Source organism: Micromonospora auratinigra (assembly GCF_900089595.1).
Taxonomy (GTDB): Bacteria; Actinomycetota; Actinomycetes; order Mycobacteriales; family Micromonosporaceae; genus Micromonospora; species Micromonospora auratinigra.
Genome location: NZ_LT594323.1, coordinates 700,451 through 726,623 on the forward strand (window position 1 = coordinate 700,451; position 26,173 = coordinate 726,623).

21 protein-coding genes are annotated in these 26,173 nt (G+C 69.9%); 14 read left to right on the plus strand and 7 right to left on the minus strand.

Annotated elements, in window-relative coordinates; translation table 11 throughout:
• Nucleotides 1-309: 309 nt before the first annotated feature.
• The 3 genes from GA0070611_RS03230 to GA0070611_RS03240 all read right to left on the minus strand — a co-directional run bounded on the left by GA0070611_RS03230 (nucleotide 310) and on the right by GA0070611_RS03240 (nucleotide 3,494).
• Nucleotides 310-951 carry a hypothetical protein gene (locus GA0070611_RS03230; protein ID WP_157740178.1) on the minus strand — a complete coding sequence of 214 codons (642 nt, stop codon included), beginning with the start codon at nucleotides 949-951 and terminating at the stop codon, nucleotides 310-312.
• 103 nt (nucleotides 952-1,054) lie between these two features.
• A complete protein-coding gene (locus GA0070611_RS03235; RefSeq protein ID WP_091657089.1) occupies nucleotides 1,055-3,085 on the minus strand; it encodes an amylo-alpha-1,6-glucosidase in 2,031 nt (676 codons plus the stop codon).
• Nucleotides 3,063-3,494 carry an SCP2 sterol-binding domain-containing protein gene (locus GA0070611_RS03240; RefSeq protein WP_157740179.1) on the minus strand — a complete coding sequence of 144 codons (432 nt, stop codon included), beginning with the start codon at nucleotides 3,492-3,494 and terminating at the stop codon, nucleotides 3,063-3,065. The genes GA0070611_RS03235 and GA0070611_RS03240 overlap by 23 nt, the downstream gene beginning before the upstream one ends.
• A 221-nt stretch (nucleotides 3,495-3,715) precedes the next feature.
• Here GA0070611_RS03240 and GA0070611_RS03245 point away from each other — a divergent pair, with 221 nt between their 5' ends.
• Entirely contained in the window at nucleotides 3,716-4,747 is a 1,032-nt protein-coding gene (locus GA0070611_RS03245) for an FUSC family protein (RefSeq protein ID WP_407940408.1), read from the plus strand.
• Between the two features lie 105 nt (nucleotides 4,748-4,852).
• Here the strand turns inward: GA0070611_RS03245 and GA0070611_RS03250 are convergent, their stop codons facing one another.
• Complete coding sequence (locus GA0070611_RS03250; protein ID WP_157740180.1) at nucleotides 4,853-5,464, minus strand: anti-sigma factor; 612 nt, start codon at nucleotides 5,462-5,464, stop codon at nucleotides 4,853-4,855.
• 434 nt (nucleotides 5,465-5,898) lie between these two features.
• Between GA0070611_RS03250 and GA0070611_RS03255 the strand changes: the two genes are divergently transcribed.
• Entirely contained in the window at nucleotides 5,899-6,465 is a 567-nt protein-coding gene (locus GA0070611_RS03255; protein WP_091657102.1) for an NADPH-dependent FMN reductase, read from the plus strand.
• Between the two features lie 107 nt (nucleotides 6,466-6,572).
• Entirely contained in the window at nucleotides 6,573-9,176 is a 2,604-nt protein-coding gene (locus GA0070611_RS32130; RefSeq protein WP_157740181.1) for a helix-turn-helix transcriptional regulator, read from the plus strand.
• Nucleotides 9,177-9,811: 635 nt separating this feature from the next.
• Here the strand turns inward: GA0070611_RS32130 and GA0070611_RS03270 are convergent.
• Nucleotides 9,812-10,330: a hypothetical protein gene (locus GA0070611_RS03270; RefSeq protein WP_091657111.1), complete on the minus strand. Its 519-nt coding sequence runs from the start codon at nucleotides 10,328-10,330 to the stop codon at nucleotides 9,812-9,814.
• 410 nt (nucleotides 10,331-10,740) lie between these two features.
• On the opposite strand from GA0070611_RS03270, the gene GA0070611_RS03275 reads away from it, so the two are divergent.
• The 8 genes from GA0070611_RS03275 to GA0070611_RS03310 all read left to right on the plus strand — a co-directional run bounded on the left by GA0070611_RS03275 (nucleotide 10,741) and on the right by GA0070611_RS03310 (nucleotide 19,690).
• Nucleotides 10,741-11,481, plus strand: coding sequence for an IclR family transcriptional regulator (locus tag GA0070611_RS03275; RefSeq protein WP_091672385.1), 741 nt, complete (start codon nucleotides 10,741-10,743; stop codon nucleotides 11,479-11,481).
• 255 nt (nucleotides 11,482-11,736) lie between these two features.
• Nucleotides 11,737-12,843 (plus strand): cytochrome P450, encoded by a 1,107-nt coding sequence (locus GA0070611_RS03280; protein ID WP_197675840.1) that lies wholly within the window; start codon nucleotides 11,737-11,739, stop codon nucleotides 12,841-12,843.
• A gap of 1 nt (nucleotide 12,844) precedes the next feature.
• On the plus strand, nucleotides 12,845-13,921 hold the full coding sequence (locus GA0070611_RS03285) for a PEP/pyruvate-binding domain-containing protein (RefSeq protein ID WP_091657117.1): 1,077 nt from the start codon (nucleotides 12,845-12,847) through the stop codon (nucleotides 13,919-13,921).
• Nucleotides 13,918-15,753, plus strand: a complete 1,836-nt coding sequence (locus GA0070611_RS03290; RefSeq protein ID WP_091657121.1) for a PEP-utilizing enzyme — start codon at nucleotides 13,918-13,920, stop codon at nucleotides 15,751-15,753. The genes GA0070611_RS03285 and GA0070611_RS03290 overlap by 4 nt, the downstream gene beginning before the upstream one ends.
• A 179-nt stretch (nucleotides 15,754-15,932) precedes the next feature.
• Entirely contained in the window at nucleotides 15,933-17,654 is a 1,722-nt protein-coding gene (locus GA0070611_RS03295; RefSeq protein ID WP_091657125.1) for an AMP-binding protein, read from the plus strand.
• Entirely contained in the window at nucleotides 17,635-18,855 is a 1,221-nt protein-coding gene (locus tag GA0070611_RS03300) for an acyl-CoA dehydrogenase family protein (RefSeq protein WP_231921306.1), read from the plus strand. The genes GA0070611_RS03295 and GA0070611_RS03300 overlap by 20 nt, the downstream gene beginning before the upstream one ends.
• A complete protein-coding gene (locus GA0070611_RS03305; protein WP_091657129.1) occupies nucleotides 18,852-19,118 on the plus strand; it encodes an acyl carrier protein in 267 nt (88 codons plus the stop codon). Before GA0070611_RS03300 ends, GA0070611_RS03305 begins: the two co-directional genes overlap by 4 nt.
• Nucleotides 19,115-19,690: a hypothetical protein gene (locus GA0070611_RS03310; RefSeq protein ID WP_091657132.1), complete on the plus strand. Its 576-nt coding sequence runs from the start codon at nucleotides 19,115-19,117 to the stop codon at nucleotides 19,688-19,690. The genes GA0070611_RS03305 and GA0070611_RS03310 overlap by 4 nt, the downstream gene beginning before the upstream one ends.
• On the opposite strand, the gene GA0070611_RS03315 is transcribed toward GA0070611_RS03310, so the two are convergent.
• Both GA0070611_RS03315 and GA0070611_RS03320 read right to left on the minus strand, forming a co-directional pair.
• On the minus strand, nucleotides 19,599-21,884 hold the full coding sequence (locus GA0070611_RS03315; protein WP_091657136.1) for a HelD family protein: 2,286 nt from the start codon (nucleotides 21,882-21,884) through the stop codon (nucleotides 19,599-19,601). The genes GA0070611_RS03310 and GA0070611_RS03315 overlap by 92 nt on opposite strands.
• Before the next feature lie 174 nt (nucleotides 21,885-22,058).
• Nucleotides 22,059-22,868, minus strand: a complete 810-nt coding sequence (locus GA0070611_RS03320; RefSeq protein ID WP_157740182.1) for a class I SAM-dependent methyltransferase — start codon at nucleotides 22,866-22,868, stop codon at nucleotides 22,059-22,061.
• Between the two features lie 458 nt (nucleotides 22,869-23,326).
• Between GA0070611_RS03320 and GA0070611_RS32135 the strand changes: the two genes are divergently transcribed.
• From GA0070611_RS32135 to GA0070611_RS03330, 3 genes are all read left to right on the plus strand, one after another.
• The gene (locus GA0070611_RS32135) at nucleotides 23,327-23,449 is read left to right on the plus strand and encodes a hypothetical protein (RefSeq protein ID WP_269456347.1); all 123 of its coding nucleotides are present in this window, start codon (nucleotides 23,327-23,329) and stop codon (nucleotides 23,447-23,449) included.
• 95 nt (nucleotides 23,450-23,544) lie between these two features.
• Complete coding sequence (locus GA0070611_RS03325) at nucleotides 23,545-24,672, plus strand: YcaO-like family protein (protein WP_091657146.1); 1,128 nt, start codon at nucleotides 23,545-23,547, stop codon at nucleotides 24,670-24,672.
• The gene (locus GA0070611_RS03330) at nucleotides 24,669-26,168 is read left to right on the plus strand and encodes a TfuA-like protein (RefSeq protein WP_091657149.1); all 1,500 of its coding nucleotides are present in this window, start codon (nucleotides 24,669-24,671) and stop codon (nucleotides 26,166-26,168) included. The genes GA0070611_RS03325 and GA0070611_RS03330 overlap by 4 nt, the downstream gene beginning before the upstream one ends.
• Nucleotides 26,169-26,173 lie beyond the last annotated feature (5 nt).

Here is a 26,173-nt window from a genome sequence, read left to right on the forward strand (position 1 = left end):
ATCGCGGACTCCGGCCTTATGTCGGGCGGCGTTCAGTGGCACCGGTGGGCCTCGGGCACGGGCAGGCGGATGCCGGGCCGGCTGCGAACGGTCGGTGGCCCCCGGGAGGGTGACGTCCGACGTCTCCATTTACCGGACATCGGGCACCAGGATCAGACCCAGGCGGGCGACATTACACAGCGAGTTCCCGGTGACCGGCAGGCCCAGCGAACCGCCCGATCATCCGGGAACTCGCCCGACGATCATGCCGCAGACCGGTCAACGATCATGTCGTGACCGGCCCGACGACTCAGTACCGGGATGCCCCGCTCAGCCGCCGCACCTCGGTGCCGGGCCCCCCGGGGACTCATTCGGGTCCGGGGGCTCACCACCCCCTGACGTTCCCAACGAGATGCTGCCCGACCTCTGCCACACCGGCGGCTTGCCGTCCTTCACATAGAGCAGGCAGATCTCCGCGGCCGAACCCGTCTGCAAGGTCGACACCGAGTTCAGGACGCAGCTCCGGCCGGTGCCGTACGCGAAGTAGTACCGGAAGGAGCACCGTGACTCGTTCTTGTCGTCCCAGACCCTGACCCACTCCACGAAGGGCCAGCCGGCCTGCGGCGGGGTCTGCTCGGTACGCGCCAGCAGCGGTGGCACATAGAACTCGGCCCACCACTGTACGCTGCCCTTGAATACGACCTTGCCCTGGCGGAAATGCAGGTAGAGCGGGTCACCTCCCTTTGGTACGGAGAGCCACGGCCCGCACGCGGTCCGCACCGCCGGCAGGCTCAAGGCCGGTCCCGTCCAATTGCACTCGGGGTCGGCGGCCCCCCGACCGGGCCAGATCACCTGACCCACCAGCAGGATCGCCAGCGCCACCATCCACCTGATGGCGTGGTTTCTTCGCGTGCCCAACTGATCGCTTCCCATCGTCGTCCATGACCCGTTTCCCGGATACACGCTCGTCATTCGGTCGACGGTTCGATTACGGGCCGATGGAGACGGCGGGATGTGGTGGCTCATCGGACGGGTTGACGACGTCGGGGGGCAGCCGCCTGCGGCGGTCGTGCGCTCAGCCCCGACGACTGCGCCCGAGGGCGTCCAGGCGCCCCCAGCGGCCGGGGATGTTCAGCAACTCGATCCGGCCCATCCCATCGGGGATGTGGGGTCTGATGATGAGGTTCTCGCCGTCCGGATCGAGACCCAGCAGGACCCGCAGGAACAGCACAATGGCCCCCGACGACCACGCCTGCGGGCTGCAGGCCGTCGGATACTCCACCGGATAGGTCGTCCGCGAACGATCATGCCCCGCGAACGCCTCCGGCAGGCGACCATCGAAGAACCCCGCCGCCTCGATCATGGACTTGCAGATGGTGGCGGCCTCGCGAGCGAAGCCGTAGCGGCGCAGACCCCACGCGATGATCGAGTTGTCGAAGGGCCAGACGGTTCCCACGTGGTATCCGAGCGGGTTGAACCGCCCGGCGTCGGTGGCCAGCGTCCGTACCCCCCACCCGGAGAACAGCCGAGGGCTCATGAGCAGGTCGGCGACCCGCCGGGCGCGTGAGGGCGGCACTATCCCACTCCACAGCAGATGCCCGATGTTCGACGACAACGCGTCCACCTGCCCGCCATCGGCGTCGAGGGCCAGCGCGTAGTAGCCGCCGTCGGCCACCCAGAAGTCGCGGTTGAAGCGGTCCCGAAGCTCGGCGGCCTCCTGCTCCAGGCGCGCGGCATAGGCGGGATCGTTCCAGAACGTCCGGGCCAGCCGGGCACCGCGCATCTTGGCGTCGTACGCGTAGCCCTGCAGCTCGCAGGTGGCCAGTGGGTAGCCCGCCAGGCGCCCGTCGGCGTAGGAGATGGCGTCCCAGGAATCCTTCCAGCACTGGTTCACCAGTCCCTTCTCCGGATTTCGGGTCTGGTACCAGATGTAGCCGTTGCCGAGCAGGTCGGCGTAGGTGTCGATCCAGTCCAACGCGGCCCGGGCCTCGAACTCGAAGGCGCGTACCGTCTCGGCGTCGCCCGTCCATCGCTCGTACTCGTCGAGGAGGACGACGAACAACGGCGTGGAGTCGGCCGAGCCGTAATAGGGCGAGTGCGGTTGCTCCTCGAAAGCGGCGGATTCGCCGGTACGGGCCTCGTGCAGGATCTTGCCGGGCTCCTCGTCGCGGAAATCGTTGAGCCGGCTGCCCTGGGTACGGGCCAGGATGCCGATCGTGGGCGCGCTGAGCTGAGGGGCGACGGGCATGACCTGCAGGCAGGTGAAGATGCTGTCCCGACCGAACAGCGCCACGAACCACGGCAGTCCGGCGGCGATCAGGTCCGCGACCATGGTGATCGAGGTGTACCGCAGCGCGGCCAGGTCCACCAGGCTGCGCTGGTACGCGTCCACCAGCCCGGCCGGGCTGCCGTCGCCCAGCCGTGGGGCGTTGTCGACCCACTCGCGCAGTTCCCCCCGCAGCCGGTCCACCGGCCGGGCCCGGGGAGCCTGGACGCGCTTCTGGTACTCGGGCTTGCGCGGCCCCAGGACGAGCTGGACGTGGAACTGGGTGTTCCACTCACCGTGGGGTGGGACGGTGATGTCGAAGGTCATGCCGTGGTCGTCGACGGCGGCCGGCTCACTGCTGGTGATCACCGTTTCCCGGTGGAAGGTGTCCCGCTGGTAGCTGAGCCGCAGGGCGCCGTCGACCACGGTCGCCGCCTTCGCGCCCCTGGGTTGTTGCGGGTCCTTGACGTCGAAGATGTCGGCGAAGTCGCTGTCCATCTCCATCCGTACCGTCAGCCGTACCTCGTCCTGCGTGTGGTTGAGGATGGCCAGGTCCTCGGTGAAGCTGCCGCCGATCGTCCTGCGTCGGATGGCGGAGAGCTTCGCGTCGATGTACTGCGTCGGACGACCCGGCACCACGAAGAAGCGGGCCATGAAGTATTCCTGCTCGTCGACCGAGAGCGCGTGCAGCCGCTCGCCGTTCAGAGTCAGTTGCCAGGTGGACAGGAACCGGGTGTCGTTGGAGAACAGACCCGACGGGTAGTCGGGCGACGGATCGATGTCACCGTCCCGGGTGCTGACCAGGAACGTGTTTCCGTCAAGGATGCTGATCAGTTCCACCGAGGGCCTCCCACTGGGACGAGCCGGCGGTCGCCGGGGGCCGCCGGTGGGCGGACCGCGGGTCGACGGCGCCGGATGGCGAGGGGAAGAAGCGGCTGAACACCCGCAGCAGTTCCAGGTCACCGGCGAAGGTGATCTCGTTGCGCAGGGCCGCCGACAGGGCCGAGGACTCGCCGCGGACGAGCCGGTCGAACAGGGCCGCGGACAGCATCATCTCGGCGTCGGGGTCGGCCACCACGGGCTCCCGGGTGGCGCTGACCTCGGCTCCGCGCATGGTCACCGTCCAGCACTCGATGTCGGGGCCGGCGTGCAGTTCGATCCGTACCACGCCACGGGCCCGGGGGGGCACGAACCGTCCGGCGCGCCCCGCCAGCTGAGTGAAGAACTGCCGCCGTTCCTCGTCGGACACGCGGCCTCGGGTACCCGCGGGGCGCGGACTCATGTCCCGAGCACCCCGAGGTTCCGCGCGCCGTTCGAGACCCCGCCTCCCGGGTACTCGTCGTGGGCGGTGACGGGATGTTCCTCGGTCTCGGGCGGTGGAGGGCGATGGCACAGGGTTCGCGGAGGTCGATCGGGGCCTGGTTCGTGGCGACCGCGCGGGACCGGACGCAGCGGGTGCGGGTGGGGGCCGTGCTGGCGGCGCAGGCCGCCCTCGCGGCGGTGCTCGCCTGGCTGCTGGCCCGCCTGGTACTCGACAATCCCGATCCCGTGTTCGCGCCGTTGGTGGCGGTCGGCACGCTGGCCGCATCAGTGGGCCAACGGGTGCGTCGGGTGGTGGAACTCGTGGTCGGTATCGCCTTGGGCATCCTCGTCGGGGACGTGTTGCTCTATCTGGTCGGAACCGGCCCCTGGCAGCTGGGGGTGATTGTCTTCCTCGCCATCATGGCTGCCCTGATCCTCGGTGGCAGCCCCAGCGTGGTGCTGCAGGCGGCCGCCACCGCCGTGTTGATCGCAACACTCAGCCCCACGGTCCGAAACCTCGAGGTGCCACGGTTCGTGGACGCCTTCGTCGGTGGCGGGTCGGCCCTGTTCGTGACGTCCGTCCTGCTGCCGCTCAATCCGCTGCGGGTCATCAACCGAGCGGCGCGGCCGGCCCTGGACATGCTGGCGGAGCAGTTGCAGAGCACCGCGGACGCCCTCACCGACCGGGATCCCGGCCGTGCCGAACTCGCCATGCACCGACTGCGCCGCAACAAGGCGGAGGTCCAGGCGCTGACCGACGCCGTCGAGGGGGCCCGCGAGGCCACCACCCTGTCTCCGTACTCTTGGCGGCGCCGCCGCAGCGTACTGCGCCACTACGCGGCGGCGGCCGAACCGATCGACCGCGCGATGCGCAACAGCGGTGCTTTGATACGCCGTTCCGTGACGATGATCGAAGACGCCGAACCGATACCGACCTCGCTGCCCGAGGCGGTGTCGATGCTGGCGCGGGCCGTGCGGTTGCTGCGCCACGAGTTTGCGGGCGGCCGCGAGCCCGAACGCGCCCGGTTGTGCAGTCTGGATGCCGTCCACCGAGCCGGACAGGCCTACCGCGAGGGCGTCGGGTTCTCCGGCAGCGTCGTCGTCGCGCAGGTACGCACCGCCGCCAGCGACCTCCTGGCCGCCTCGGGCGTGGCGCAGGACGACGCGAACGCGATGGTCCGGCAGGCGTTTCCGGCGTAGGGAACCGTTCGACTGATGGGCCGCCGCGCCGGCCGCGTGTCGAACCGCCGGTTCCGCGAGCAGGGGGCGGCGCTGCCGAGCGCCGCACATCGACAGCCGTGCGCCTCAGTCGGCGCGGGTCTCACCGATGAGCAACACGTTGCCGGACGACGCGGGCCCGCCGCCCTCCTTCTGGAGAGTGATCTTTATCGTCGGGTAGTCGGCCATGTCCACCCCCGACCACAGGACGACGCCGTCGCTTCCCTTACGGAGATGGAAGGTGCCGATGGCCACGGATCCTCGTGGTCCGGCGACCCAACCCTCGTAGTACGTCCCGGCCGCGGCAGCGGGCAGGTTGCGGAAGCTCAGGGCCAGGCGGACTCCCGACGCCGTGTCCTCGATCACGGCGTCGCCACGGCTCGTTTCGGCGAGCCCGGTACCGGCCAGCGCCACCTGGGTCTGCGCCGGCCGCTCGGACGGCGCGAAGGCCACGTAGGCACCGATTCCCGCCAGTGCGGTGACGCCGGCGGCGAGCGCGAAGAGGTGCCGGCGTCGCAGGGCTCGACCGGTGCGGTCGCTGGCGCCGACCGCGGCGGGCACGCTGCCCGCACGCGGGGCTGGCGCCGCGGAGACGTGCGCCAAGATCCGGGCCTCGAGCTCGGTCGGCACGGCGGCCCAGACCGCCCCCCGGCGAAGGAGATCCTCGATCCCCGGGACCTGTGCCAGCGCGGCGTCCATCTCGGGTGCCGACCTCCACGGCTGACCGGCGGCGCTGTCGCGATCCATCACGTCTCTCTTTCTCTCTTCCTGCTGCCGAAATGTGCGCCCTGCTTGTCATGCCTACGCGAGAGCACACCCGACCGGTTCCTCGCTGTGTGGTCCGGCTTCGCCCACCGCACCCTCATCACCTCGGCACGGCAAGTGAGACGTCTGCGTGGTGGTCAAGGTGGTGAGCACCTTCGGTCCCTTCGAGGCCGAACCCGTCTGCGCCGACCGCAACTCACCGATCATTCAGTTCCCGTAGCTGGTCAGCTGCGAGCACCCGGCGATGTGCCAGCCGGCCGGCTCGAGAACCACTTCGCCTCCACGGGCGTGATGACCGGTGGACGACGCCGGCGCGCACTCGCGTTCGCCCCTTTCCTGCAGGTCCCTACCTCTTTCCAAGGAGAGCCATGATGAAGATCGGAATCATCCTCGGCAGCACCCGCCCCGGGCGGAAGGTCGAAACAGTCGGACGCTGGGTGTTGGACGTCGCGAGCCGGCGGACGGACGCGACCTTCGAGGTGGTCGACCTGTGCGACTTCCACCTTCCGGTGCTGGACGAAGAGACGCCCCCGACCTGGGGGAACTACCAGGCCGACCACACCAAGGAATGGGCCGCCGCGATCGACCGCTTCGATGGCTTCGTATTCGTGACACCCGAGTACAACCGGTCGATGACCGGCGCGCTCAAGAACGCCATCGACTACCTCTACAAGGAGTGGAACAACAAGGCCGCGGGCTTCGTCTCCTACGGCTTCAGCGGGGGCGGGGTCCGCGCGGTCGAGCAACTCCGCCAGGTCATGGGGGAGCTCCAGATCGCCGATGTGCGTACGCAGGTGAGCCTCAGCCTGGTCACTGACTTCGTTGACTACCAGGTCTGCGTTCCGGCTGAGCACCACGAGGCGAACCTGGTCGAGATGCTCGATCAGCTGGTGGCGTGGTCGCGCGCGCTGCGCTCCGTCGTCGCCGCCGCATAGGGGCACGGCCCACACCTCAGCAGCGGGATCCCGTCCCGCTGCTGAGCCCTTCCCCGTAGGCCTCGTCCGACGGGCAGTTGTCACCTCGTTGCGAAGGCGGTCAGGCCGTGCAGAGCCCTTTCGTTGGTCGCGCCAGCCATCTCTCCGCGGTGCTGGCGCTCCTCGAAGACCCGTCCGATCCGCGGCGAATCGTCGCCGTGCCGGGCGAACCGGGCATCGGCAAGACCCGGTTCCTGGCCGAGGTGACGCGCGAGGCGGCGCACCGGGGTTGGCCGGTACAGCCACCGGGCCGACCCGGTGCGCTGCCCGTCGCCGGTCGAGGGGACCGGCGCGGTGCCCGCCTCATCGCGATCGACGACGCCCATTCGCTCTCCCTCGACATGGACACGCTGCTGTCACGCCTGAGATCCGAGGGGGCGGGAGACGTGGTGCTGCTCGCGTACCGCCCACGCCAGGTCCGCGCGAGGCTGGCACACTCGCTGGCCGCGCTCGAACACCGCGTCCGTCGGGTCGCGCTCCAGCCGCTCCGGGAGGACGAGGCGGACGCCCTCATACCCGACACTCTCGATCTGCCGGCGCGGCGCACCATCTATGCGGCAAGTGGCGGTAACCCGGCGTACCTGGACGCCCTCATCGCCCGGGCCACGGGGGAGGGTGGTGCGGAGCGGTTGGCGGCTTTCGCCGCCGAGATCTCCGGGCTCCCTCGGGTCCAGCTGCGGGTCGCCCGGCTGGCGGCGGCCTTCACCGGTCCCTTTCGCGTCGCCGACCTCGTCGAGGTGGCCGGAATCGATCCGCACACCGTCCACGAGGCGGTGCAGCGCCTCGTCGCGTCAGACGTGCTGCGCATCCGCGGCGAGCAGGAAGATCTCGAATTCCGTCATCCGCTCGTCCGCTACGCGATCTACCGGACGCTGACCGTGTCCCGGCGAGCCTCGGCGCACGAACGGATCGGCCAGCTGCTCGAGCGCAGGGGCGCGGACGTCGTGTCGCGCGCGCACCATGCCGCTCGCTGTGCCGCGGTCGGTGACGAACACGCGCTGCGGATCGTGGCCCGGGCCGCGGCGCGGCTGACGTACCGCGACCCCGATCGCGCGGCGGAGTTCCACGCGGCCGTCGAGCGCCTCGCCGGCACCGCGTCGGTCCGCCGCCGGCGGCGCTCACGCCTCGCCCGGGTGCACGCCCTCATGACGCGGGGCCGGCTCATGGTCGCCAGGGACGTCGTCAACGACGTCCGGGGTGACGGGTTCGCACTGGACCCCGCCCAGGACGGCAGGGAATGCGTGACGCTGGCCCGGCTCGCGTACATGATCGGAAACCTGGACGAGGCCGCGTCTCTCCTGCGCCGCGGGCTGGCGTCGCACCTACCGTCCGTGCGACGGTTCCAGCGAATCATCTACGCCGAGCTGGCCGTGGTCGAGTTGCTGCGCGGCGACTTCGACCTCGCCCACCGACTGGTCGAACGCTCCGGCTCAGCGCCGAGCACGAGAGGGCTCGTGGCGGTCGTCCTCGCTGTTTGCGGCGACGATGACCAGGCGTCCCGGCTCGTCGACGACGCCAGCGTGGAGGTCGACTCGGTCGCGGACGGGAGGCTGGCCGGCAAACTCGCCCATCTCCTCTGGCTCAGCCTGGCCGAGATGTTGCTGGGGCGACTGGCCGAGGCCGCCCGCCATCAGCGCCGAGGGGTGCGGCTGGCACGGGAGCGGGGTCAGGAGTTCGTCCTCGCCCATCTGCTCGTCCTGTCATCCCACGTGCTGCTGAGGATGGGCGACACCGCAGCGGCGCTCTCGGCGTCCCAGGAAGCCCGAGCGCTCGCCGACCACCTCGGTAGCGCTCCACTCGCCGCGCTCAGTAGCGCCGGTCTCCGCCAGGTCGGTGTGGCCCGGGGAGACTCCGCGGCCGCGGCAGGGCACGGCAGACGCGCGCTGGATGAGCTCTTCGCCGTCCGCGGGTGGGTCTGGGCCGTCTGCCATCTGCTGGTGCGTCGCGAGCAGCATGTCGATGACCCTTCGCTCGGGCTACCCGGATCACCTCCGGACCTGGTGGCGTCCAGGGTCGCCGGACTGCTCGACGTCCCCACCCGGATCCGCTGGTACGAGACCCTTCTCGAGGCCGCGCTCATCGCCCGCGACGACGTGGCAGCGGGGAGGTGGTTGCAGAAGATGACCTCGTCCGCCGGAGGATCGACCCTGTCGGAGGCCCAGGGCTTCCTCACTCTGGCGAAGGCGCGGATCTCCCGCCACACCGGGGACGGCCGCGCGGCCCTGGTCCACGCGGACCAGGCACGCCGCCTCTTCGCCGAGACCGGGGACGCGGAGAACATGATCCGCGCCGGCCTGGTGGTGGCGGACGCGCTCGCTGTGCTGGGAGACCACTCCACCGCGGTGCGCCGGCTGACGGAGACAGCGCGCGAGGCCCAGCTCCTCGGCCTCGAAGCGCTACGGGTACGGGCCACGCGTCAGCTCGACGGCTTGGCGCCGGTGCCAGGCGACGAGGGCGATAGTTCGGCGCATCCGATGGACAGCCTCAGCCGGCGCGAGCGCGAGGTGGCGGCGCTCGTCGCCACCGGTAAGACCAACCGCGAGATCGCGGCCGACCTGTTCCTCAGCGTGAAGACGGTGGAGCGGCACCTCGCCCGCATCTTCGTCAAGGTCGGCGTCTCGTCGCGATCGGCGCTGGCCGCGATGGTCGCGGTGCGGCGTGCGGCCGGTTAGTACGGCAGCCGTCCGTTTGAGATCTTGCTGGTGAGCCGGGGTGGACGCGAGGCAGCCACCGCGTGGTCGTCCGTGCGTTGTGGACACGACATCAGATTCTGCGGTGGCCGTGTGTCACAGCGCAGCCGTTGCTCGGAGGGAGCGGGTGCTGGCCGGGGTGCTGGGTTGCTTCGCGGGCCGGCTCGGGCGGGTGGAGCTGCGTCGTGCGGCGGGTCAGGTCGGGACCGGGCTGCTGCAGCGTTCGCAGGACCGGAGAGTCCAGGAACATACTGATGACGGATCCACGAGCATCGCGTGAGGAGCACGCGGCGACGAAGCGATCGAGGCTGCCTACGAGGCACGGCCCCTTCTGCGGAAGATCACTCGTCAGCCCCTTCCATGAAGGTCAACACACCCAGCCGGCCGAAGCGGCGCCGCAGCCCGGGCAACCAACCCTTCTAGGACACGGCCTGGTACCCCGACGCCGGTGGGCTTCGGCGTCGGGCGCGCGGTCGCTGCGTAGTCTCCCGATACGGGCCGCGGCACGGCCGATTCTCGCAGCCAACGACCGACGGGATTGGTGAGCCCGGAGGACACTTGGGGCCGTGGCCGGCGGACCGGCGGACGCCCTCGGCCGGCAGTGCCGTGACGGGGCCTCAAATGTACTCGGTCGACAAGATCTTCACCTTGAGCGTCTGCAGTGGGCTCAGAGTCTGGTCTCCGTAACTCCAGCGTCGGAGCTTGACCACCATCTCGAAGTCCCACGGATCGCTTCCGTCCAACGGCATGAACTCCGTCGCGCAGGCGATTTTGTGGGGTGCGCCCGCTTCCTCAGGTCCCCTCAACCAGCGCGGGCCGGCCGGCGGATACTGGTTCTTGAACCCCTTGTCGAGGCAGTCCGTGGCCAGGGAGATGGCGCCCAGCCGTGCGTAGATGTAGGCCTGCTCCACGTAGATGGCCGTCGGCATGGTCGGATCTATCGTGTACACCCCTATTCCGCCCCACGCGCTGTAGGTGTAGTAGAAGTCGTTACCTCCGAACATGGTCCTGCAGAGCTCGATGTAGACATCGAGGGAGCCTGCTTTCTTGCACTTCAGCAGGTGCGGTTTCGGAGGTGGGGGCGGCATGAAGAAGTGGTCGGGCAGTGCGGCGGCAGACGTCGTGCCCGAGATCACCAGAGCCGCACATACAAGCGCAGCAGCAAGTCTGCGAATGATGGTTCTTCGCATATCCACCCCAGGTGCCTCGAATGTCTTACCTGTGTCGACGCATGGCCTGTGCCGGTGGGCAACGGTAGTCGCCTGCCAGTCGGCGGGACAGGGCGATATCCCTCAACGAGCCGGCCGGATCCGCGCCGCGAGTCCACAGTTTGCAGTGCCGCGTGGCGCGTGGGCGCGTGGTGATCGGCGGGCGTTCGTCCGTCGTGGTCGTCACCGACCGGGAACCGGGTCCGGCCCGGCACACGTGATGGTGGGCGGGGCCGAGCAGAGCCTCATCGGCACCGTGCAGCGTACGGGTGGCCGCGGCCGTGCTGCCGGGCGAGGAGGGGACAGTGCGAGCTGGCGGGCGTACCGTGACCTCGAAGGTGCTGACGATTCTGTCGATCTTCGAGAGCGATTCCGGCGCCCATACGCTCGGTGACATCGCCGAGCACGCCGGCATCCCGCTCTCCACGGCCCACCGACTCGCCAGTGAACTGGTGAACTGGGGTGCGCTGGAGCGCAACGCGCAGGGCCGCTACGTGGTGGGACTGCGGCTGTGGGGGCTGGCCCAGAACGCCGGACGGCAGTTCCGCGACGCCGCACGTCCGCTCCTGCAGGACCTGTTCCTGTTGACCCAGGAGACCGCTCAGGTGGCGGTGCGTGACGGCGACCAGGCGCTCTACCTGGACCGGGTGTACAGCTCCCGACGCGTTCCGCGGGCCTCCCGGGTGGGTGGTCGCCTGCCGCTGCACGCCACCGCCGTCGGTAAGGTCCTGCTCGCGCACGAGGAGGACCGGTTCCGGGAGGCCTACCTCGACGGCCCGCTGGAGTCGCTGACCACCCGTACCCGGATCGATTCCCGGTGGCTGGCGCGGGAGCTGGCCGAGGCCCGCACCCGGGGCTACGCCACGACGGTGGACGAGGCCAGGACGGGCGCCTGCTCGATCGCGGTGCCGGTACGCACCGATACCGGCACCGCCGCCCTCGGCCTCGTGATGGACTCGACCCGGGCGGCGCACATGGTCCGCCGCCTACCGACGCTGCAGATGGTGGCACGCCGCATAGAAGCGGCTGCGGCCCGGCCGCGGCACGCCGTGCCGCGGCCGCGTCGGGAGCGCGGGTGAACCGACTTCCGCCCATCGGAAGCCATCCGTGGACTCGTCCGGTGACGCGGACCACGATGACGGCGTGTCGAACCGATCGACACGCTGCTCACCCTCGGAGGTCCGATGCCGACGGTTCACCGTGTCGGCGAGGCGAGGCGTTGCCCGGTCACGCACGGCTTCGACGCCTTCGACCTCACCGATCCGTTCCCGGCGTACGCACAACTGCGGGCCGGTGGACCGGTCCTGTACGACGAGCGCACCGGCTACTGGGTCGTGAGTCGGTACGAGGACGTCAGAGCGGTCTTCACGGACTGGGAGACGTTCAGCAGCGCGAACGCTCAGGCCCCGGTGCGGGAGCCGGGCGCGCAGGCACGCCGGGTCCTGCGGGAAGGCGGCTTCACGGCCTACTCCGGCCTGTCAGCGCGGGTGCCTCCTGAGCACACCCGGATCCGTAAGGTGGTCCAGCGGCAGTTCGGCCGGCGGCGGTACCGGGCTCTCGAGCCGCAGATCCGAGCGAACGTCGTACGGCTGCTGAAGCGCATGCTGCTCCGTGCGGAGCGCACGGGGGACCTGGTCAGCGACCTGGCCATCGACGTCCCGACGATCACGATCCTGACCCTGCTCGGTGCGGACCCGGCGATGTTGTCCACCTTCAAGCGCTGGTCGGCCTCGCGGGCCGCGATGACCTGGGGTGATCTCAGCGCCGAGGAGCAGGTGCCGCATGCCCACCGCCTTGTCGAGTACTGGCACGAGTGCCTGCGTCTGGTCGCCGAGGCTGGGCAGAGCGAGCGGGACTCTCTCGTCGGCGACCTGGTCCGCGCGCAGCGCGGCGGCGACCCGATCAGCGACCATGAGATCGCCTCGGTCTGTTACAGCCTGCTCTTCGCGGGCCACGAGACCACCACTGCGCTGATCTCCAACGCACTGAGCGTGTTGTTGGCCCATCGGGAGCAGTGGGACTCGCTGGTGGCGGACGCCGGGAAGATTCCTGGCGCGATCGATGAGGTGTTGCGGCACAGCCCGGCGGTGATCACCTGGCGGCGGCAGGCCCGCAGGGCAGCGACCATCGGCGGGGTCGAGGTGCCGGCAGGCGCGAACATCCTGCTGGTGCTCGGCTCGGCGAACCGGGACGAGCGCCGCTTCGTCGACCCCGACGTGTTCGACATCCATCGCGGCAACGCCCGCGAGCATCTGGCCTTCGGATTCGGCATCCATTACTGCCTGGGCAGCGTGCTGGCCAAGACCCAGGCGAAGATCGTCGTCGAGGAGGTCACCCGGTTGTGCCCGCACCTCCGGCTCGCTCCCGACGTCCCGCTGGCGTACGGTGCGAACCTGTCACTGCGGGCACCACTGTCGGTACCGGTCACCTGGGCAGGCTGACGTGCACCTCGACAGCGATCATGTGCGGTTCTTCGACGCCAGCGGAAGCAGGCATGAACTGCTCGGTGGCAAGTGCGCCTCCCTGGTGACGATGACCGCCGCCGGTCTGCCGGTCCCGCCCGGCTTCGCCGTACCGACCGTGAGCTACGACGCCTTCGTGGCGCAGGCCGGCATCCGCGACCAGATCCGGTCCCGATTGGCGTGCCTGGACCCCGACGACGTCGACGAGGTGGACTCGGTGTCCGCCGCGATCCGTGATCTGATCACCTCCCGGCCCGTCCCGGAGCGGATGAGGCGGTCGTTCCTCGAGGCGTACCGCCAGCTCCAGGCACGCTTCGCGGCGCCGGTGCCGGTGGCGGTGCGGTCCTCCGCGACCGCGGAGGACCTGTCCACCGCCAGCTTCGCCGGGCAGCAGGACACGTACCTCTGGCTGACCTCCGGCGAGGACGTGGTGCGGCACATCCGCGAGTGCTGGGCCTCCCTGTACACCAGCCGGGCGATCATCTACCGGCTTCGCAACGCCGTCTCCGACGAGGGCCTGTCGATGTCCGTGGCCGTGCAGAAGATGGTGAACGCCCGCGTCTCCGGAGTCGCGATCACCATGAACCCGGCAACCGGCGACCGTTCGAAGATCGCGCTGGACGCGTCGTACGGCGTGGGGGAGATGGTGGTGAGCGGGCGGGTCACGCCGGACAGCATTCTGCTCGACAAGGTCATGCTGACCGTGACCGCCGAGATCATCGGGGAGAAGCACGCCGAGCTGGTCCCGGACACCGCGACCGGCCGCCTGGTCGAGCGTGCGGTCGACGAACAGCGCCGCCGGCGCCGCAGCCTCACCGACGACGAGGTGGTCGCGGTGGCGGCCATGGCCAAGAGGGCCGAGCGGCTCTTCGGCTGCCCGCAGGACATCGAGTGGGCCTTCGACGCCGACCTTCCCGACGGACGAAACCTCCTGCTGCTGCAATCGCGACCCGAGACGGTGCACAGCAGCAGACCGGCCGTGCGCCGCGCCGTCGCCACGTCCGCCACACCCCGTGTGGACTTCCTCCTCGGCCTCACGAACAGGACTGCCTCATGACGCACACCATCCCCGCGCCCGGCGCCACGACGAAATCGTTCCCCAAGCCGTCGGAGCTGCCCGTACCTGCGGGCGCCGAGGGCTGGGAGGAGCTCTACCCGTACCACCTGAGGTTCCGGCACAGCCCCGGGGCCGACGACAAGTTCTGGTTCTGCGACAGCCAGCACTGGCCGACCGTGTTCAAACCGTTCGAGACGATCGGGGCCGAGTTCGCGGTCAAGTGCCTGGGGCAGTACAACACCCGTCACCTGCTGATCCCGCCCGCCAACGGCATCGAGTTCAAGGTTCACCTCGGTTGCCTCTACATGTCTCCGGTGCCGGTGCCACCCGAGCAGATCCCGGCCCGGGTGCCGGAGTTCGAGCGCCGGGCCGGCCACTACTTCCGCAACTGGGAGACGCTGCTCGACTCCTGGCGGGTCAAGGTCCGCGCGACGATCGACGAGATGCAAGCGCTGCAGTTCGAGCCGCTGCCCGATCTGGTGCCCTTCGAGGACGTACTGACCGGGAAGGCCCAGGACGGCTCCGAGGTGCTGCTGGAGAACTACGACCGGCTGATCCAGTTGTGCTATCGGAACTGGCAGTACCACTTCGAGTTCCTGAACCTCGGCTATCTCGCGTACCTGGACTTCTTCGAGTTCTGCAAGACCGCCTTCCCGGGGATCGCCGACCAGGCGATCGCCAAGATGGTCCAGGGCGCCGACATGGAACTGTTCCGCCCGGACGACGAGCTGAAGGAGCTCGCCACGTTGGCCGTCGAGAGCGGCCTGGCGGCCGCCTTCGCCGACACCGACGACGTCGAGGGCACCCTGCGGCGCGTCTCGGCCGGCGACGGTGGCCGCGCGTGGTTGGCGCGGTACGAGGCGGCCAAGGAGCCGTGGTTCAACTTCACCGTGGGCAACGGCTTCTACGGCCACGACAGGTACTGGCTCGATCACCAGGAGATCCCGCTCGGCTACATCAAGGACTACATCCACCGACTCCAGAGCGGGCACCGGATCGGTCGACCGGTCGAGGAGCTGGTGGCCGAGCGCGACCGCATCGTCGCGGAGTACCGCGAGCTGCTCGACCCGGCCGACGCGGCGGAGTTCGACGCCAAGCACAGTCTGGCCGCGACCGCCTATCCCTACGTCGAGAACCACAACTTCTACATCGAGCACTGGACGATGGGCGTCTTCTGGCGCAAGGTCCGCGAGCTCGGGCGGGTTCTCGCCGGGGCCGGCTTCTGGCGCGACGCCGGGGACCTGCTCTACCTGACCAGGAACGAGGTGCGCGAAGCCCTGTTCGACCTCGTGACCGGTTGGGCCGTCGGGTCGGCGGCGTCCGGACCGTCCTACTGGCCGGACGAGATCGAGCGTCGCTGCCGGGTCGTCGAGGCGCTCCGGACCCAGCGCCCGCAGCCGGCACTCAACACCCCACCGGCCGAGATCACCGAGCCGTTCACGATGATGCTGTACGGCATCACGACTGCCCAGGTGCAGCAGTGGCTCGCCGGCGATGAGGAGCAGGACGCGTCGGCGATCAGCGGTCTGGCGGCCTCACCCGGTGTCGCCGAGGGACCGGCCCGGGTCGTGCACGACGCCGACCAGCTCGGCGAGGTGCAGGAGGGCGAGATCCTGGTCGCCACGATCACGGCCCCGTCGTGGGGTCCGATCTTCGGCAGGATCAGGGCCACCGTGACCGACATCGGCGGAATGATGAGCCACGCCGCGATCGTGTGCCGCGAGTACGGCCTGCCGGCCGTCACCGGCACCGGTACCGCCTCCAGGACCATCAGAACCGGCCAGCGCATCAGGGTCGACGGTGACCACGGTCGGGTCGAGGTTCTGGACTGACTACCGGCGAGTCGACCATCCGTCGAGGGCATGTGCACGCCACCGCCCGCCGGCACGCGCAGTCAGCACGGCCGGGCTCAGCGATGCACAGATTGGGCGATCTCCCCGACGCACCAACAGATAGAACCAACGACCATGGTCGATGACGTGATTGTCTTCACAGATGAAGCGAGGCGACGATGCGGCCGGATCGGAAACTGCTCGACTGGTTGACGGACCCGGTGGGTGATCGGGGGCTCTCCTTCCTCACCGGCGACGGCTGGCAGCGGCTGTCCTACCCGGCCCTTGCCGACAAGGCCCTGTCGTACGCGTCCCTGGTTCGTGACATGGGGATCGAGCGTGGCGGTCGCGTCCTGGTGCTGCACGACACCGGTCCGGAGTTTGTCGGAGCGTTCTTCGGCGCGCTGGCCGCCGGATGCACGGCCGTACCCCTTGCTCCACCGCGTGCGCTCGGCGGCCGTGACGTGTGGGTCGAGCACGCGGGACGCGTCATCGAACTCGTTCGTCCCGACCTGCTGCTCGGCGCGGACCAATACGCAGGCCTCCTGGCGGACGCCGCGCGCCGGTCGGACCATCGGTGCGTCCTCGCGGCGGAGCCGGACGGGCACGGTGCCCTCCCCGTCCAGGAACCGCCTGAGGTCGCCCTGCTCCAGTTCACGTCCGGTTCGCGCGGATCCCCGCGAGCGGTCCAGGTCACCGGTGCGCAGCTGGCCGCGAACATCAGCTCGATCAATGTCGCGCTGGGCGCTCCGGACGATTTCGGGGCGAGTTGGCTGCCGTTCTACCACGACATGGGTCTCGTCGGCTGCCTGCTGTTCCCGATCGTGCATCAGGTGTCCCAGCGACTCATGTCTCCCAGCCAGTTCATCGGCTCCCCGCTCGACTGGTTGTCCCCGTACGGAGGCGGCGAGGGCCAGGTGATGGCCATGCCGAACTTCGGATTCGACTACGTCGCCCGGAAGGTGGCCGCGCCGAGCCTGACGGGCATGGACTTCTCCCGGGTAGAGGTCGTCATCAGCGCGGCCGAACGGGTGCGTGCCGCCAGTGTGGCGGCCTTCTACGAGTTGCTCCGGCCGTTCGGGTTGCGGTGGGAGGCGTTGCAGCCGATGTACGGCCTGGCGGAGGCGACGTTGGCGGTGAGCGGCGTACGAGTGGGAGAAATCCCCATCACCGTCGCTGTGCGACGCCAGAGCGAGCAGATCGGCGCGAAGATCGAGATCCTCGATGTCGGTACCGTCGACGAACCCGGGCCCTCCGGTGCTGAACTGGTGCAACACGTCAGCTGCGGGGTGCCGCTGAGGGGCGTCGCGATCAAGATCGTCGACGATGCGGGACGGCTGTTGCCGCCCGGCCACCTCGGGGAGATCGTGGTGAGCGGACCCGGCGTCGCCAAGGGCTATCTCGGCGAGTCGTCGACCTCCACCCGGTTCACCAACGGCAACCTGTTCACCGGCGACGTCGGTTTCTGCCACGACGGCGAGCTGTTCGTGCTCGGTAGGCAGGGGGACAGCATCAAGGTTCGCGGCCGCAGCGTCTACGTCGAGGAGATCGAGGAGGCGATCGCCGCGACGTTGCCGCAGTTGTCGGACAGGACCGTGGTGGTGGCCGGCACGGATGCCACGGCGCCGACGATCCTGCTGTTGACCGAACATCAGGTGGACGACGTCCTCGCCACCCGGGCACTCGATCTCCTGCGGTCCTGGGTGGGCGACGAGGCGCGTGTCGACGTGGTCGTGCTCGCCCGCAAATCCCTCCAGTTCACCTCGAGCGGCAAGCCGAGACGTAGCCACATGTGGCAGAGGCACCTCACCGGCGAGCTGCCCGGTGTCGTCGTCGGGCAGCAGCGCCCCGACCGGGCCCAGGAAGCGGAAGGGGCGCCTCATGTCGATGCTCTTCGATGACGGAGTGGTGGGCGAACACGTCGATGACTACCGGCGGACCGTCAGATCGGTGATCGAGCGGGACATCGTGCCGCTCGTCCGCCCGGCCGCGGATGCTGGGCTCTTCCCACGCGAGGCGTTGTCGCGCCTCGGGGCGGCCGGTCTGATTCGGCAACGGTGGACCGACCAGGCGGGAGACCCCGGACGGGCGGCGATTCTGCACGAGGAGATGGCAGCGGCGGGATGCGCCGGTGTCGCGGTGGGCGTGACGTTGGTGATGGAGACCGTGGCGGGGGCCCTGCTGCGGTTCGGTCACTCCCCGCAGCTCAGGAAGACGCTCGATGGGGTACTCGAGGGCGACCTGGTCGGCTGCTTCGGAGCGTCGGAGGTGACCGGCGGATCCGACCTGAGCGGCATCCGGAGCTCCGTACGGCGGGAGCGGGACGGTTGGCGGGTCAGGGCCGAGAAGAAGTACCTGTCCCTCGGGCGGGCATGCGACTTCGCGCTGCTGCTGTGCCGGGTGGAGCGCGAAGAACGAGCCCGTACGCTCCAGCCGCTCGCCATCGTGATGGTGCCCGGCGAGAGCCTGCGGGTCGTCAAGCCGCTGCACAAGGCGGGCGCGGCGGCGCTCGACACGACGTGGATGGCCTGTGACACCTGGGTCCCCGACGAGGCCATGCTCGGCAGACCCGGTCTCGGCCTCGTCATGGCCAGTGAGGCCCTGACCTACGAGCGCGTCGCCGTGGCGGCGCACTGCGTCGGGGTGGGCAGCCGCGCGCTGACGTTGGCCGCGGCGCACCTGCATCGACGTACCCAGTTCGGGCAGCCGCTGATCTGCCACCAGGCCCTACGGCTGCGGCTGGCGGACCTGACATCGCAACTGGCAGTCCTGCGGCATGCCGTCTGCGGGGCGGCCGCGGCCGCCTCCCGCAGCGGCGGCAGGACGACGGTGCGGGAAGCGGCCGCGCTGAAGGTGACGGCCGCGCGTCTCATCGAGCGGGTGACCAGCGAATCTATGCACTTCTTCGGGGGAGCGGGATACCTGGAGGACGAGACCCCGATGGCGGCGCTGTGGAGAGACGCGCGACTCGCCCGGATCGGCGCCGGTACGGACGAGGTGCTGTGGGAGATCGTCGCGAACGGCATCGTCCCGGACTTCCGAACCTACGACACGTGCGTGAACCTGACCGAAAACGCTGCCGTGACCGAGGAGCTCACATGACGACCGACCCTACCTGTGACACTGGCTCAGCTCAGGAGTTCCAGGCGTTCCTCGACGCGCTCAGAACCGGTGGGAGCCGTCCTGTCTCCGCGACGGACCGGCTCGGCGACCTGGGCTACGACTCACTGGCCATCCTCGAAATGATCCTCGCCGTCGAGGCGCACTACGGCGTCGAGATCCTCAGCACGGTCGCTCTGACCGACGTGCAGACCGTGTCCGACCTCTATCAGGTGCTGCGTGACAAGCAGGGTGAGCGGCCATGACTGTTCTGTCCGCGCACCCGACCCGCTATGTCCGGCAGCTGGGGAACGTGGTGGTCAGACTGGCCGACGCCCCGGCCGACTTCGCTGCGGCGGCCGCGCTTCGGGAGCACGTGTGGCGCGCTCACCCGCTCTTCGACCCGTCCTGGAGCCGCCGGGCGGATGCCCATGGCTTCCTCTGGGTCGTCGAGCGCCTCGGCGAGGTCGTGGCGACGGGTCGTGGAGTGCCCTACGCCTCCGGCTTCGTCAGGATGGCCGGCTACGGCGCGAAACTGAACGGAGTACCGCTCGATGAGACGTGGATGGAGATAAATGGCATGGCCTCACGGCCAGGACTCGCCTTCCCCGCTGCCGCGCTGATCCTGCCCGTGGCGGCACGATGGACACTGGACAACACGGCGATCCGTCATGCGTTCGGGGGATGTCCTCCGCAAGTGGCGTCGCTCTATCGCCGATGCGGCTTCCAGGTGGACGAGGACCAGTTCACGGTGCGCGACGGCCCGGATGCCCGCTTCTCTCTGCACTTCCTTCAGGGTGACCTGGCGACCTGTGCCGAGGCGGTGCACCTGCGCTGAGGCCGGACCACGCCGGTCGGGGCAGCGCCACCGAATCGTCCGGATCCGGCGGGCCCACGACGTTGCGCCAAGAAGCGGTCGCGACCGTGCCGAGTCGCTGCGTCGCCCGGGTCAGGGCCACGTACAACGTGCGGTGACCCAACGGCGAGCCGGCGATGATGTCCTCGGGGCGGACGACGACCACCGCGTCGTACTCCATGCCCTTGGCCTCGAACGCGCTCACGACCGTCAGCCGCGCCTCGGCGCCGGCGAGACCGCTGAGCCACTCGTGTGCCTCGGCGCACCCGTGGGCGTCGGGCGTGATGACCCCGACCGTCCCGACCACGGCCGCCAACAGGTCGGCAACCGATCGGCGTACCGTCGTCGGCAGGGCGGAGGCCGGCACCAGCAGGTGCACGGGTGTCAGGCCGTTGCTGCGCACCGCGGTCGGCAGCGCGGCATCCGGCAGGACCGACCGGATCACCTGCGCCGCGGCGGCGAAGATCTCCGTCGAGTTCCGGTAGTTGGTGCGCAGTACGTACCGTCTGACCTTCTTTGCGCCCAGCGCCTCGGTCCGGGCGCTGACCTGCTCGGCCGGGTCACCGGTCCAGGCCGACTGCACCGGATCGCCCACCAGGGTCCAGCTGGCCAACTGCCCCCGCCGGCCCAGCACCCGCCACTGCATCGGCGTGATGTCCTGGACCTCGTCCACGATGATGTGCGCGAACTCGCGATAGTCGTCGGGGCGCTGCCACGTGCGTGCCGCCTGTTCCCGCTCGAACGTGGTGACGACCTCCTGCTTGCCCAGGACGGTGAAGGGGGCCGGCGCCGGCCGCTTCACCGTCGGTCGGTGTCCCAGGTAGGTCTCCAGCTCGTCGAGCAACGCCACGTCGTGCACGCTGGGCCCGAGTTCGCCGAGCTGGCTCATCGACGCCAGCAATGTCGTCCGTTCGGCGGGGGTGAGGATGTCCGCGCAGTAGCGCGTCAACCGGGCCGGATCGGCCAGCCAGCCCAGCACCTCGCGTGGCGTGACGATGGGCCACCAGGACCGGAGGTACTGCCGGAAGGCGTCGTGGTCGATCAGGTCGTCGTCGAACTGCGCACGGGTCAGCGGCCTCAGCTCGCGCCGGTGGCTCAGCCACAGGCGGCCCAGTACGGCCTGGAACGCGGCTCTCCGCACCTCATTGCGCCGCCGACCCCGTCCCACCCGTTGGCGGATGTTCTCGCCCTGCCGGTGGGTCAACGTCAGCCAGGTGCCCCGGTACCGGATGCGCAGACCGGCGGGAACGCCCGGTGGCGCGTCCTCCGACGCCCGACGCAGGACCCGACACATGCGTAGCGACCCCTTGACGGCGCGGGCGGCGGTGGCCTCTTCGCGCTTCGCCTCCACCCCGGCCACCAGTTGCCCCACGGCCTTGAGCGTCGCGGAGTCCTCCCCCAGCGCGGGTAGTACGGACTCGATGTAGTCCACGAAGACGGGCGACGGACCCACGATCAGGACGCCGCCGCCCACGAACCGTCCACGGTCCTGATAGAGCAGGTACGCGGCGCGGTGCAGGGCCACCGCCGTCTTTCCGGTTCCCGGGCCGCCCTCCACCAGCGTGACGCCGGAAGCCGGCGCGCGGATGGCCAGGTCCTGCTCGTGCTGGATCGTCGCGACGATGTCCCGCATGCTGGCGCCTCTGGCACGGCTCAACGCCGCCAGGAGCGCCCCGTCGCCGACCACGCTCATGTCCGCCGGCGCGTTCGCCGGGTCGAGCAGGTCGTCCTCGACGCCGGTCACCTTCTCGCCTGTCGACTGGATGAGCCGGCGGCGGACCACCCCCTGCGGGTCTCGCGCGGTGGCCTGGTAGAACGCCGCGGCGGCCGGCGCCCGCCAGTCGATCACCAGCGGCTCGGCCCGCTCACCGCGCAGGCCCAACCGGCCGATGTACCGGGGGGACTCACCCGACCGGCTACGGTCGGGGCGCAGGTCGAGCCGCCCGAAGACCAGCCCTTCGTGTTCGGAGTCGAACGCCCGGCGCCGACGGGCGGCGTGGAAGACCAGGGCGTCGCGCTCGACCAGGGCGCCGACGGTGCCGACGTCGGCCTGCCGGTAGCCGGCCTCTTCGGCCTGCACCGTAGCGGCACGGAGCGTCGCGAGCCGGGCGTAGACCCGGTCGACGTGCTGTTGCTCGACGGCGATCTCCCGGCGTAGTGAGGCCTCGTCCGCCATGGTTCTCCTCCTGCCTGCGGCGCGTACCGCGAACGGGTCATGGTGACACCACGCAGCACACCGGCGTGCCGGTTCGCGGGACAGTCGGATGGTGTTGCCCGACGAGAGCGGGGGTGGAGGTCGGTTCGGGCCGCGGTACCGGGCTGGCCGGCGGTGTCGCGTTCCGGCACCGGCTCAGCCGTGGCGGCTCTCGGCTCCGGCAGCCGTAGCCGGTCGGTAGGGGCGAACCACCCCGTACGACCCTGGATCGGGCTCGGACCGGTCATGGGTCGCGGTGAGGGCGATCATCGGCGGATTGGCGACGAACTGGCGCCACTGGACGCCCTGTGGTCCGTCGATCAGTCGAGGAGGAACGGCGATGGGGTGCCAGGCAGCCCGGCCCAGCCCCGCAGCCGAGAGCGCTGCTTCATAGGCTGCCCTGGACCACTGACGGAAGGTGATCCGGATGGCGTCGTGGAGCAGTGTGTACTCCACACAGTCGTCGTCGACTCTGCGCTGCGCGAGGGACGAGGTCGTCCAACCGCCCCAGCCGTCGTCGCCCAGCGCGAAGTCCGGATTGATCGTCAGGGCGACGAGTCGCCCGCGCGGGGCCAGGAGGGTGGCTGCGGAGGCGGCCATCGCCTGCAGCGCGCCGGCGTCCTCGGCGTAGCCGAAGAGCCAGACCGCGAGGGCGACGTCGAAGGTGCCGAGCAGGGGCAGGGCGCGCACATCCGCGTGGACGTATGTGATGCCCAGTCGCTCGCGTGCTTCGTGGCGACGTGCGACCGCCAGCATCCCGGCTGACACATCCACGCCCACCACTCTCGCCGCCCCGGCCCGGCGCGCCAGGCGGGCGTAGACGCCCGAACCGCACGCGAGGTCTACGACCGTTCGGGTTCGAAGGTCACCCGCCAGCCCGAGGATCGAGTCGCGTTCCGGGGCGAAAAGCGAGGACTCCCGCTGCTTGTCATAACGCTGGCCGTCAATGTGATCGTAGGTCGGCACGTGAACCTCCCGGGGGCTTTCGGTCCGCTTCTGTGTTGCCCCCGGCGCCATCTCGCGCAGGCGCCGTACCGCACGGGGCCGTTGGCACGCCCAAACCCCGTCCTCGAATCGAGGACCGGTCGGGAAGGGTCCGCGACGGGTGCATGAAACGCCGGGCGTGCGACGCGGCGGTCCTGGCGTCGCCGCTCCGCGCCACAGCGGATCGGACGCTACGGGCCCGCGTGACGCCCGTCAATCGGGTGCTCGTGACAGGTGCCCGACGCCCTCCCGCACCCGGTGGAGACCCCGGTGCGAGCCGGGATGCGAGATTGAGGGTTCTCCCCGATGTGTGTGTCGTGGCCCGGCTTGAACACTCCATTCAGGCCTGTGAGCCGAAACTCAGCGAGTACTTCGCCGGGCAGTCCGCATCAATTGATCCGGACATCACGCGTGGATCATCGACTGGAAGGAACGCCACCATGGACGACCTGACCGAGACCGTCGACGCGGATCTGGACCTCGAGCTCGACGAGAGCGTGGAGCTCGACGCGGTCGAGAAGGGCATCGCCATCAACCACAACGAGATCCTGGTCGTCAGCTGATCGACATCGCGCGAAGGGCTCACGCGCCGCTTCCGTTCTCATGGGCCGGCCGCGGGAGCCCTTCGGCTTCTTCGCTGTGAAGCAGGTGAGGCACGGTGGGTACCATCGCCGAGTCGATGACGCCCGGGAACCGTCGGGTCGTGGATCCGGCCGAGACCTGGGCGCGCGTCCGCCCGCACCTGGCCGCGATGGGGATAACCCGGGTGGCCGAGGTGACCGGCCTCGACGTGATCGGCATCCCGGTGTTCCAGGCAGTCCGCCCGAACGGCCGGACGTTGTCTGTGTCGCAGGGCAAGGGCGTCACGGCAGAACTGGCCCGGGTGTCGGCGGTGATGGAGTCGATCGAGATGTGGCACGCCGAGGAGGTGGACCTGCCGTACGTCGACGCCGTCGTCGCCGACATCCAGCCGCAGCTGGCCTATCCGGTGTTCGATCTTCCGCAGCCGCCACGGTCGGCACTGTCGAGCGGCAGCCGGCTCCGCTGGACCGCCGCCCGGTCGCTGAGCGGAGCGCAGGGCACCTGGCTGCCGCTGGCCTGCGTGCGCATGGATAACACCGACCCCTCCGGCTGGAGCCCGCCGCTGCTGAGCTCCACGTCCAACGGACTGGCCAGCGGCAACACCGTGAGCGAGGCGCTGGTGCACGCCCTGTACGAGCTGGTCGAGCGGGACGCCCGGGCGAGGGTCGGCGCAGGCCACGCGACGCCAACCGTGGACGTCACCACGCTGACGGGGGAGTCGGCGGCGCTGGCCGAACGCTTCCACCGCGCAGGCGTGCGTCTGCTCGTCCGGGACCTCACCGACCTCGCCGGGTTGCCGTGCTACGAGGCCGTCATCTGGTCCAGGGACCTTCCCGTACGCTTCGCGGGCAGCGGTTGTCACCGGTACGCCGACGTGGCACTGTCTCGTGCGCTCACCGAAGCGGCACAGTCCCGCCTCACCATGATCGCCGGCTCCCGGGACGACCTCTCGGACGAGGCCTACGCCTGGGTCGACTCCCGCCCGCGCCTGCGAGATCCCTTCTCCGACTGCCGGCCCGACAGGGAATTCGTCGCCGGGGCGGTGACGACCAATCTCCTTGAGGACCTCGCCGCGGTCACGGCCCTCGTCGACGAGAAATCCTCAGGAGGGGTCTACTGGGTGGACCTCTCGCACCGAGACTTCGATATTCCCGTGGTTCGGGTGGTGGCCCCGGGCCTTCGTCTCAGCCAGGACTACCGATGACGACCTTCATCTTCGCCGGCCCTTCCCTGTCCGGTGAGTCCCGGCAGGCCGCAGCGACCGGCGCCGTGCTCCTGCCGCCCGTGGCCGGTGGCGACCTGCTCCGGCTGGGCGCGGGCCCGGGGGATGTCGTCGGCATCATCGATGGCTACTTCCAGCGTCGCCCGGCGGTGCGACACAAGGAGGTGCTGGATCTGCTGGCCGCCGGGGTGCAGGTGCACGGGGGAGCCAGCATGGGCGCGCTGCGCGCTGCCGAACTGTCGGTATTCGGCATGGTAGGACACGGTCGGATATTCCGGGACTACCTCTGCGGTGACATCACGGCCGACGATGAGGTCGCCCTGCTGCACGGCACCGACGAGGAGGGCTACCAGCCCTACACTCTGGCCCTCGTCAACGTCCGCTACGCGCTCACCGACGCCAGGCGGGCGGGCCTCATCACGTCCGCGGTCGCCGAGGCGGTCCTGCGGGACGCTGCCCGCCTGCCGTTCACCGAACGGACCCACGCGTCCATCCTCGAGATGGCTGCGGGGTCGGGAGCTCTCGGCAGCCGCGATCTCGGCACGCTCGAACGGGTCCTGCTCGCCGCCCCGGACGTCAAGCGCCTGGACGCCCAGCAGATGATCGATGCGCTGCTGCACCCGCCGCCGGCTGCGGACGCTACACCGACGACGGCCGTCCGCGATTGGACGTTGCACGAGACGCTGCACCTGCGGAGCTGGAAGATGACCGCACGCGGCCATAACGATCCGGTGGCCGGCTGGGTGCCCGAGGCCCACGTGCATGGATTCGTGCAGGTCCTGGCGGCCGACTACGCCGCGTTCCGCGAGCAGGTGGCGACGCGTTACCTGGCTGCTGCCGAGCCGGCCCGCCGCGGGACGGGGGAGTCCGCCACCCCGAGCACCCGGTCCCAGCCGGGTGGGCACACCGCCCCGACGAAGGGGATGTGGCCGACCGGGCGCGCGCACCGCCCGGGTCGGCACGGCGATCCGCGGCGGTCGGACGAGGACGTCTCGCGTGCGGCCCTGGAGCACCTGACCACCCTGGGCTACCTGAGCCGGCAAGGGCGGGTGGATCCGGGAATGGAGCGCTGGTGCACCGTGCGGGAGCGACACCTGCCCCCGACGGTACGGGTGCTGAAGGCAGCGGCACGGGCTCTCTTCCCGCCCGCCTACCTGGCGTGGTCCGACCCTTTCCTGGACGCGTTGAAGGCCACCGGGTCCTACCCGGCCATCCAGGAACGCTTCCTCGAGTGCATGCGCTTCAACCGCGCACTGCGCAGATCCCGCCCGGGTTTCGTTCATCAGCTTCGTACCGACCGGATGATCTCCCACTTCACCGCGCGGTGGGGTGGACGGCACCTTGCGGACGTCGCCCTGGAACGCGGCTTCGCCACCGTCGACGACCTCCTGGCGGCCGCGCGTCCCTTCTACCTCTACGACAAGGCGAACGCTCGCCGCGTCGAGAAGGACGACCGGCCGATCGTCATCGGCGGCTGATTCCG

What these genes read in the sequence shown, in the direction of transcription:
- GA0070611_RS03315 (WP_091657136.1), bottom strand. Translation starts at nt 21,884, where the DNA reads ATGGCGGACGAGGCCTCACTACGCCGGGAGATCGCCGTCGAGCAACAG.
- GA0070611_RS32135 (WP_269456347.1), top strand. Translation starts at nt 23,327, where the DNA reads ATGGACGACCTGACCGAGACCGTCGACGCGGATCTGGACCTCGAGCTC.
- GA0070611_RS03300 (WP_231921306.1), top strand. Translation starts at nt 17,635, where the DNA reads ATGTCGATGCTCTTCGATGACGGAGTGGTGGGCGAACACGTCGATGAC.
- GA0070611_RS03250 (WP_157740180.1), bottom strand. Translation starts at nt 5,464, where the DNA reads ATGGACGCCGCGCTGGCACAGGTCCCGGGGATCGAGGATCTCCTTCGC.
- GA0070611_RS03230 (WP_157740178.1), bottom strand. Translation starts at nt 951, where the DNA reads ATGACGAGCGTGTATCCGGGAAACGGGTCATGGACGACGATGGGAAGC.
- GA0070611_RS03310 (WP_091657132.1), top strand. Translation starts at nt 19,115, where the DNA reads ATGACTGTTCTGTCCGCGCACCCGACCCGCTATGTCCGGCAGCTGGGG.
- GA0070611_RS03330 (WP_091657149.1), top strand. Translation starts at nt 24,669, where the DNA reads ATGACGACCTTCATCTTCGCCGGCCCTTCCCTGTCCGGTGAGTCCCGG.
- GA0070611_RS03305 (WP_091657129.1), top strand. Translation starts at nt 18,852, where the DNA reads ATGACGACCGACCCTACCTGTGACACTGGCTCAGCTCAGGAGTTCCAG.
- GA0070611_RS03295 (WP_091657125.1), top strand. Translation starts at nt 15,933, where the DNA reads ATGCGGCCGGATCGGAAACTGCTCGACTGGTTGACGGACCCGGTGGGT.
- GA0070611_RS03255 (WP_091657102.1), top strand. Translation starts at nt 5,899, where the DNA reads ATGATGAAGATCGGAATCATCCTCGGCAGCACCCGCCCCGGGCGGAAG.
- GA0070611_RS03290 (WP_091657121.1), top strand. Translation starts at nt 13,918, where the DNA reads ATGACGCACACCATCCCCGCGCCCGGCGCCACGACGAAATCGTTCCCC.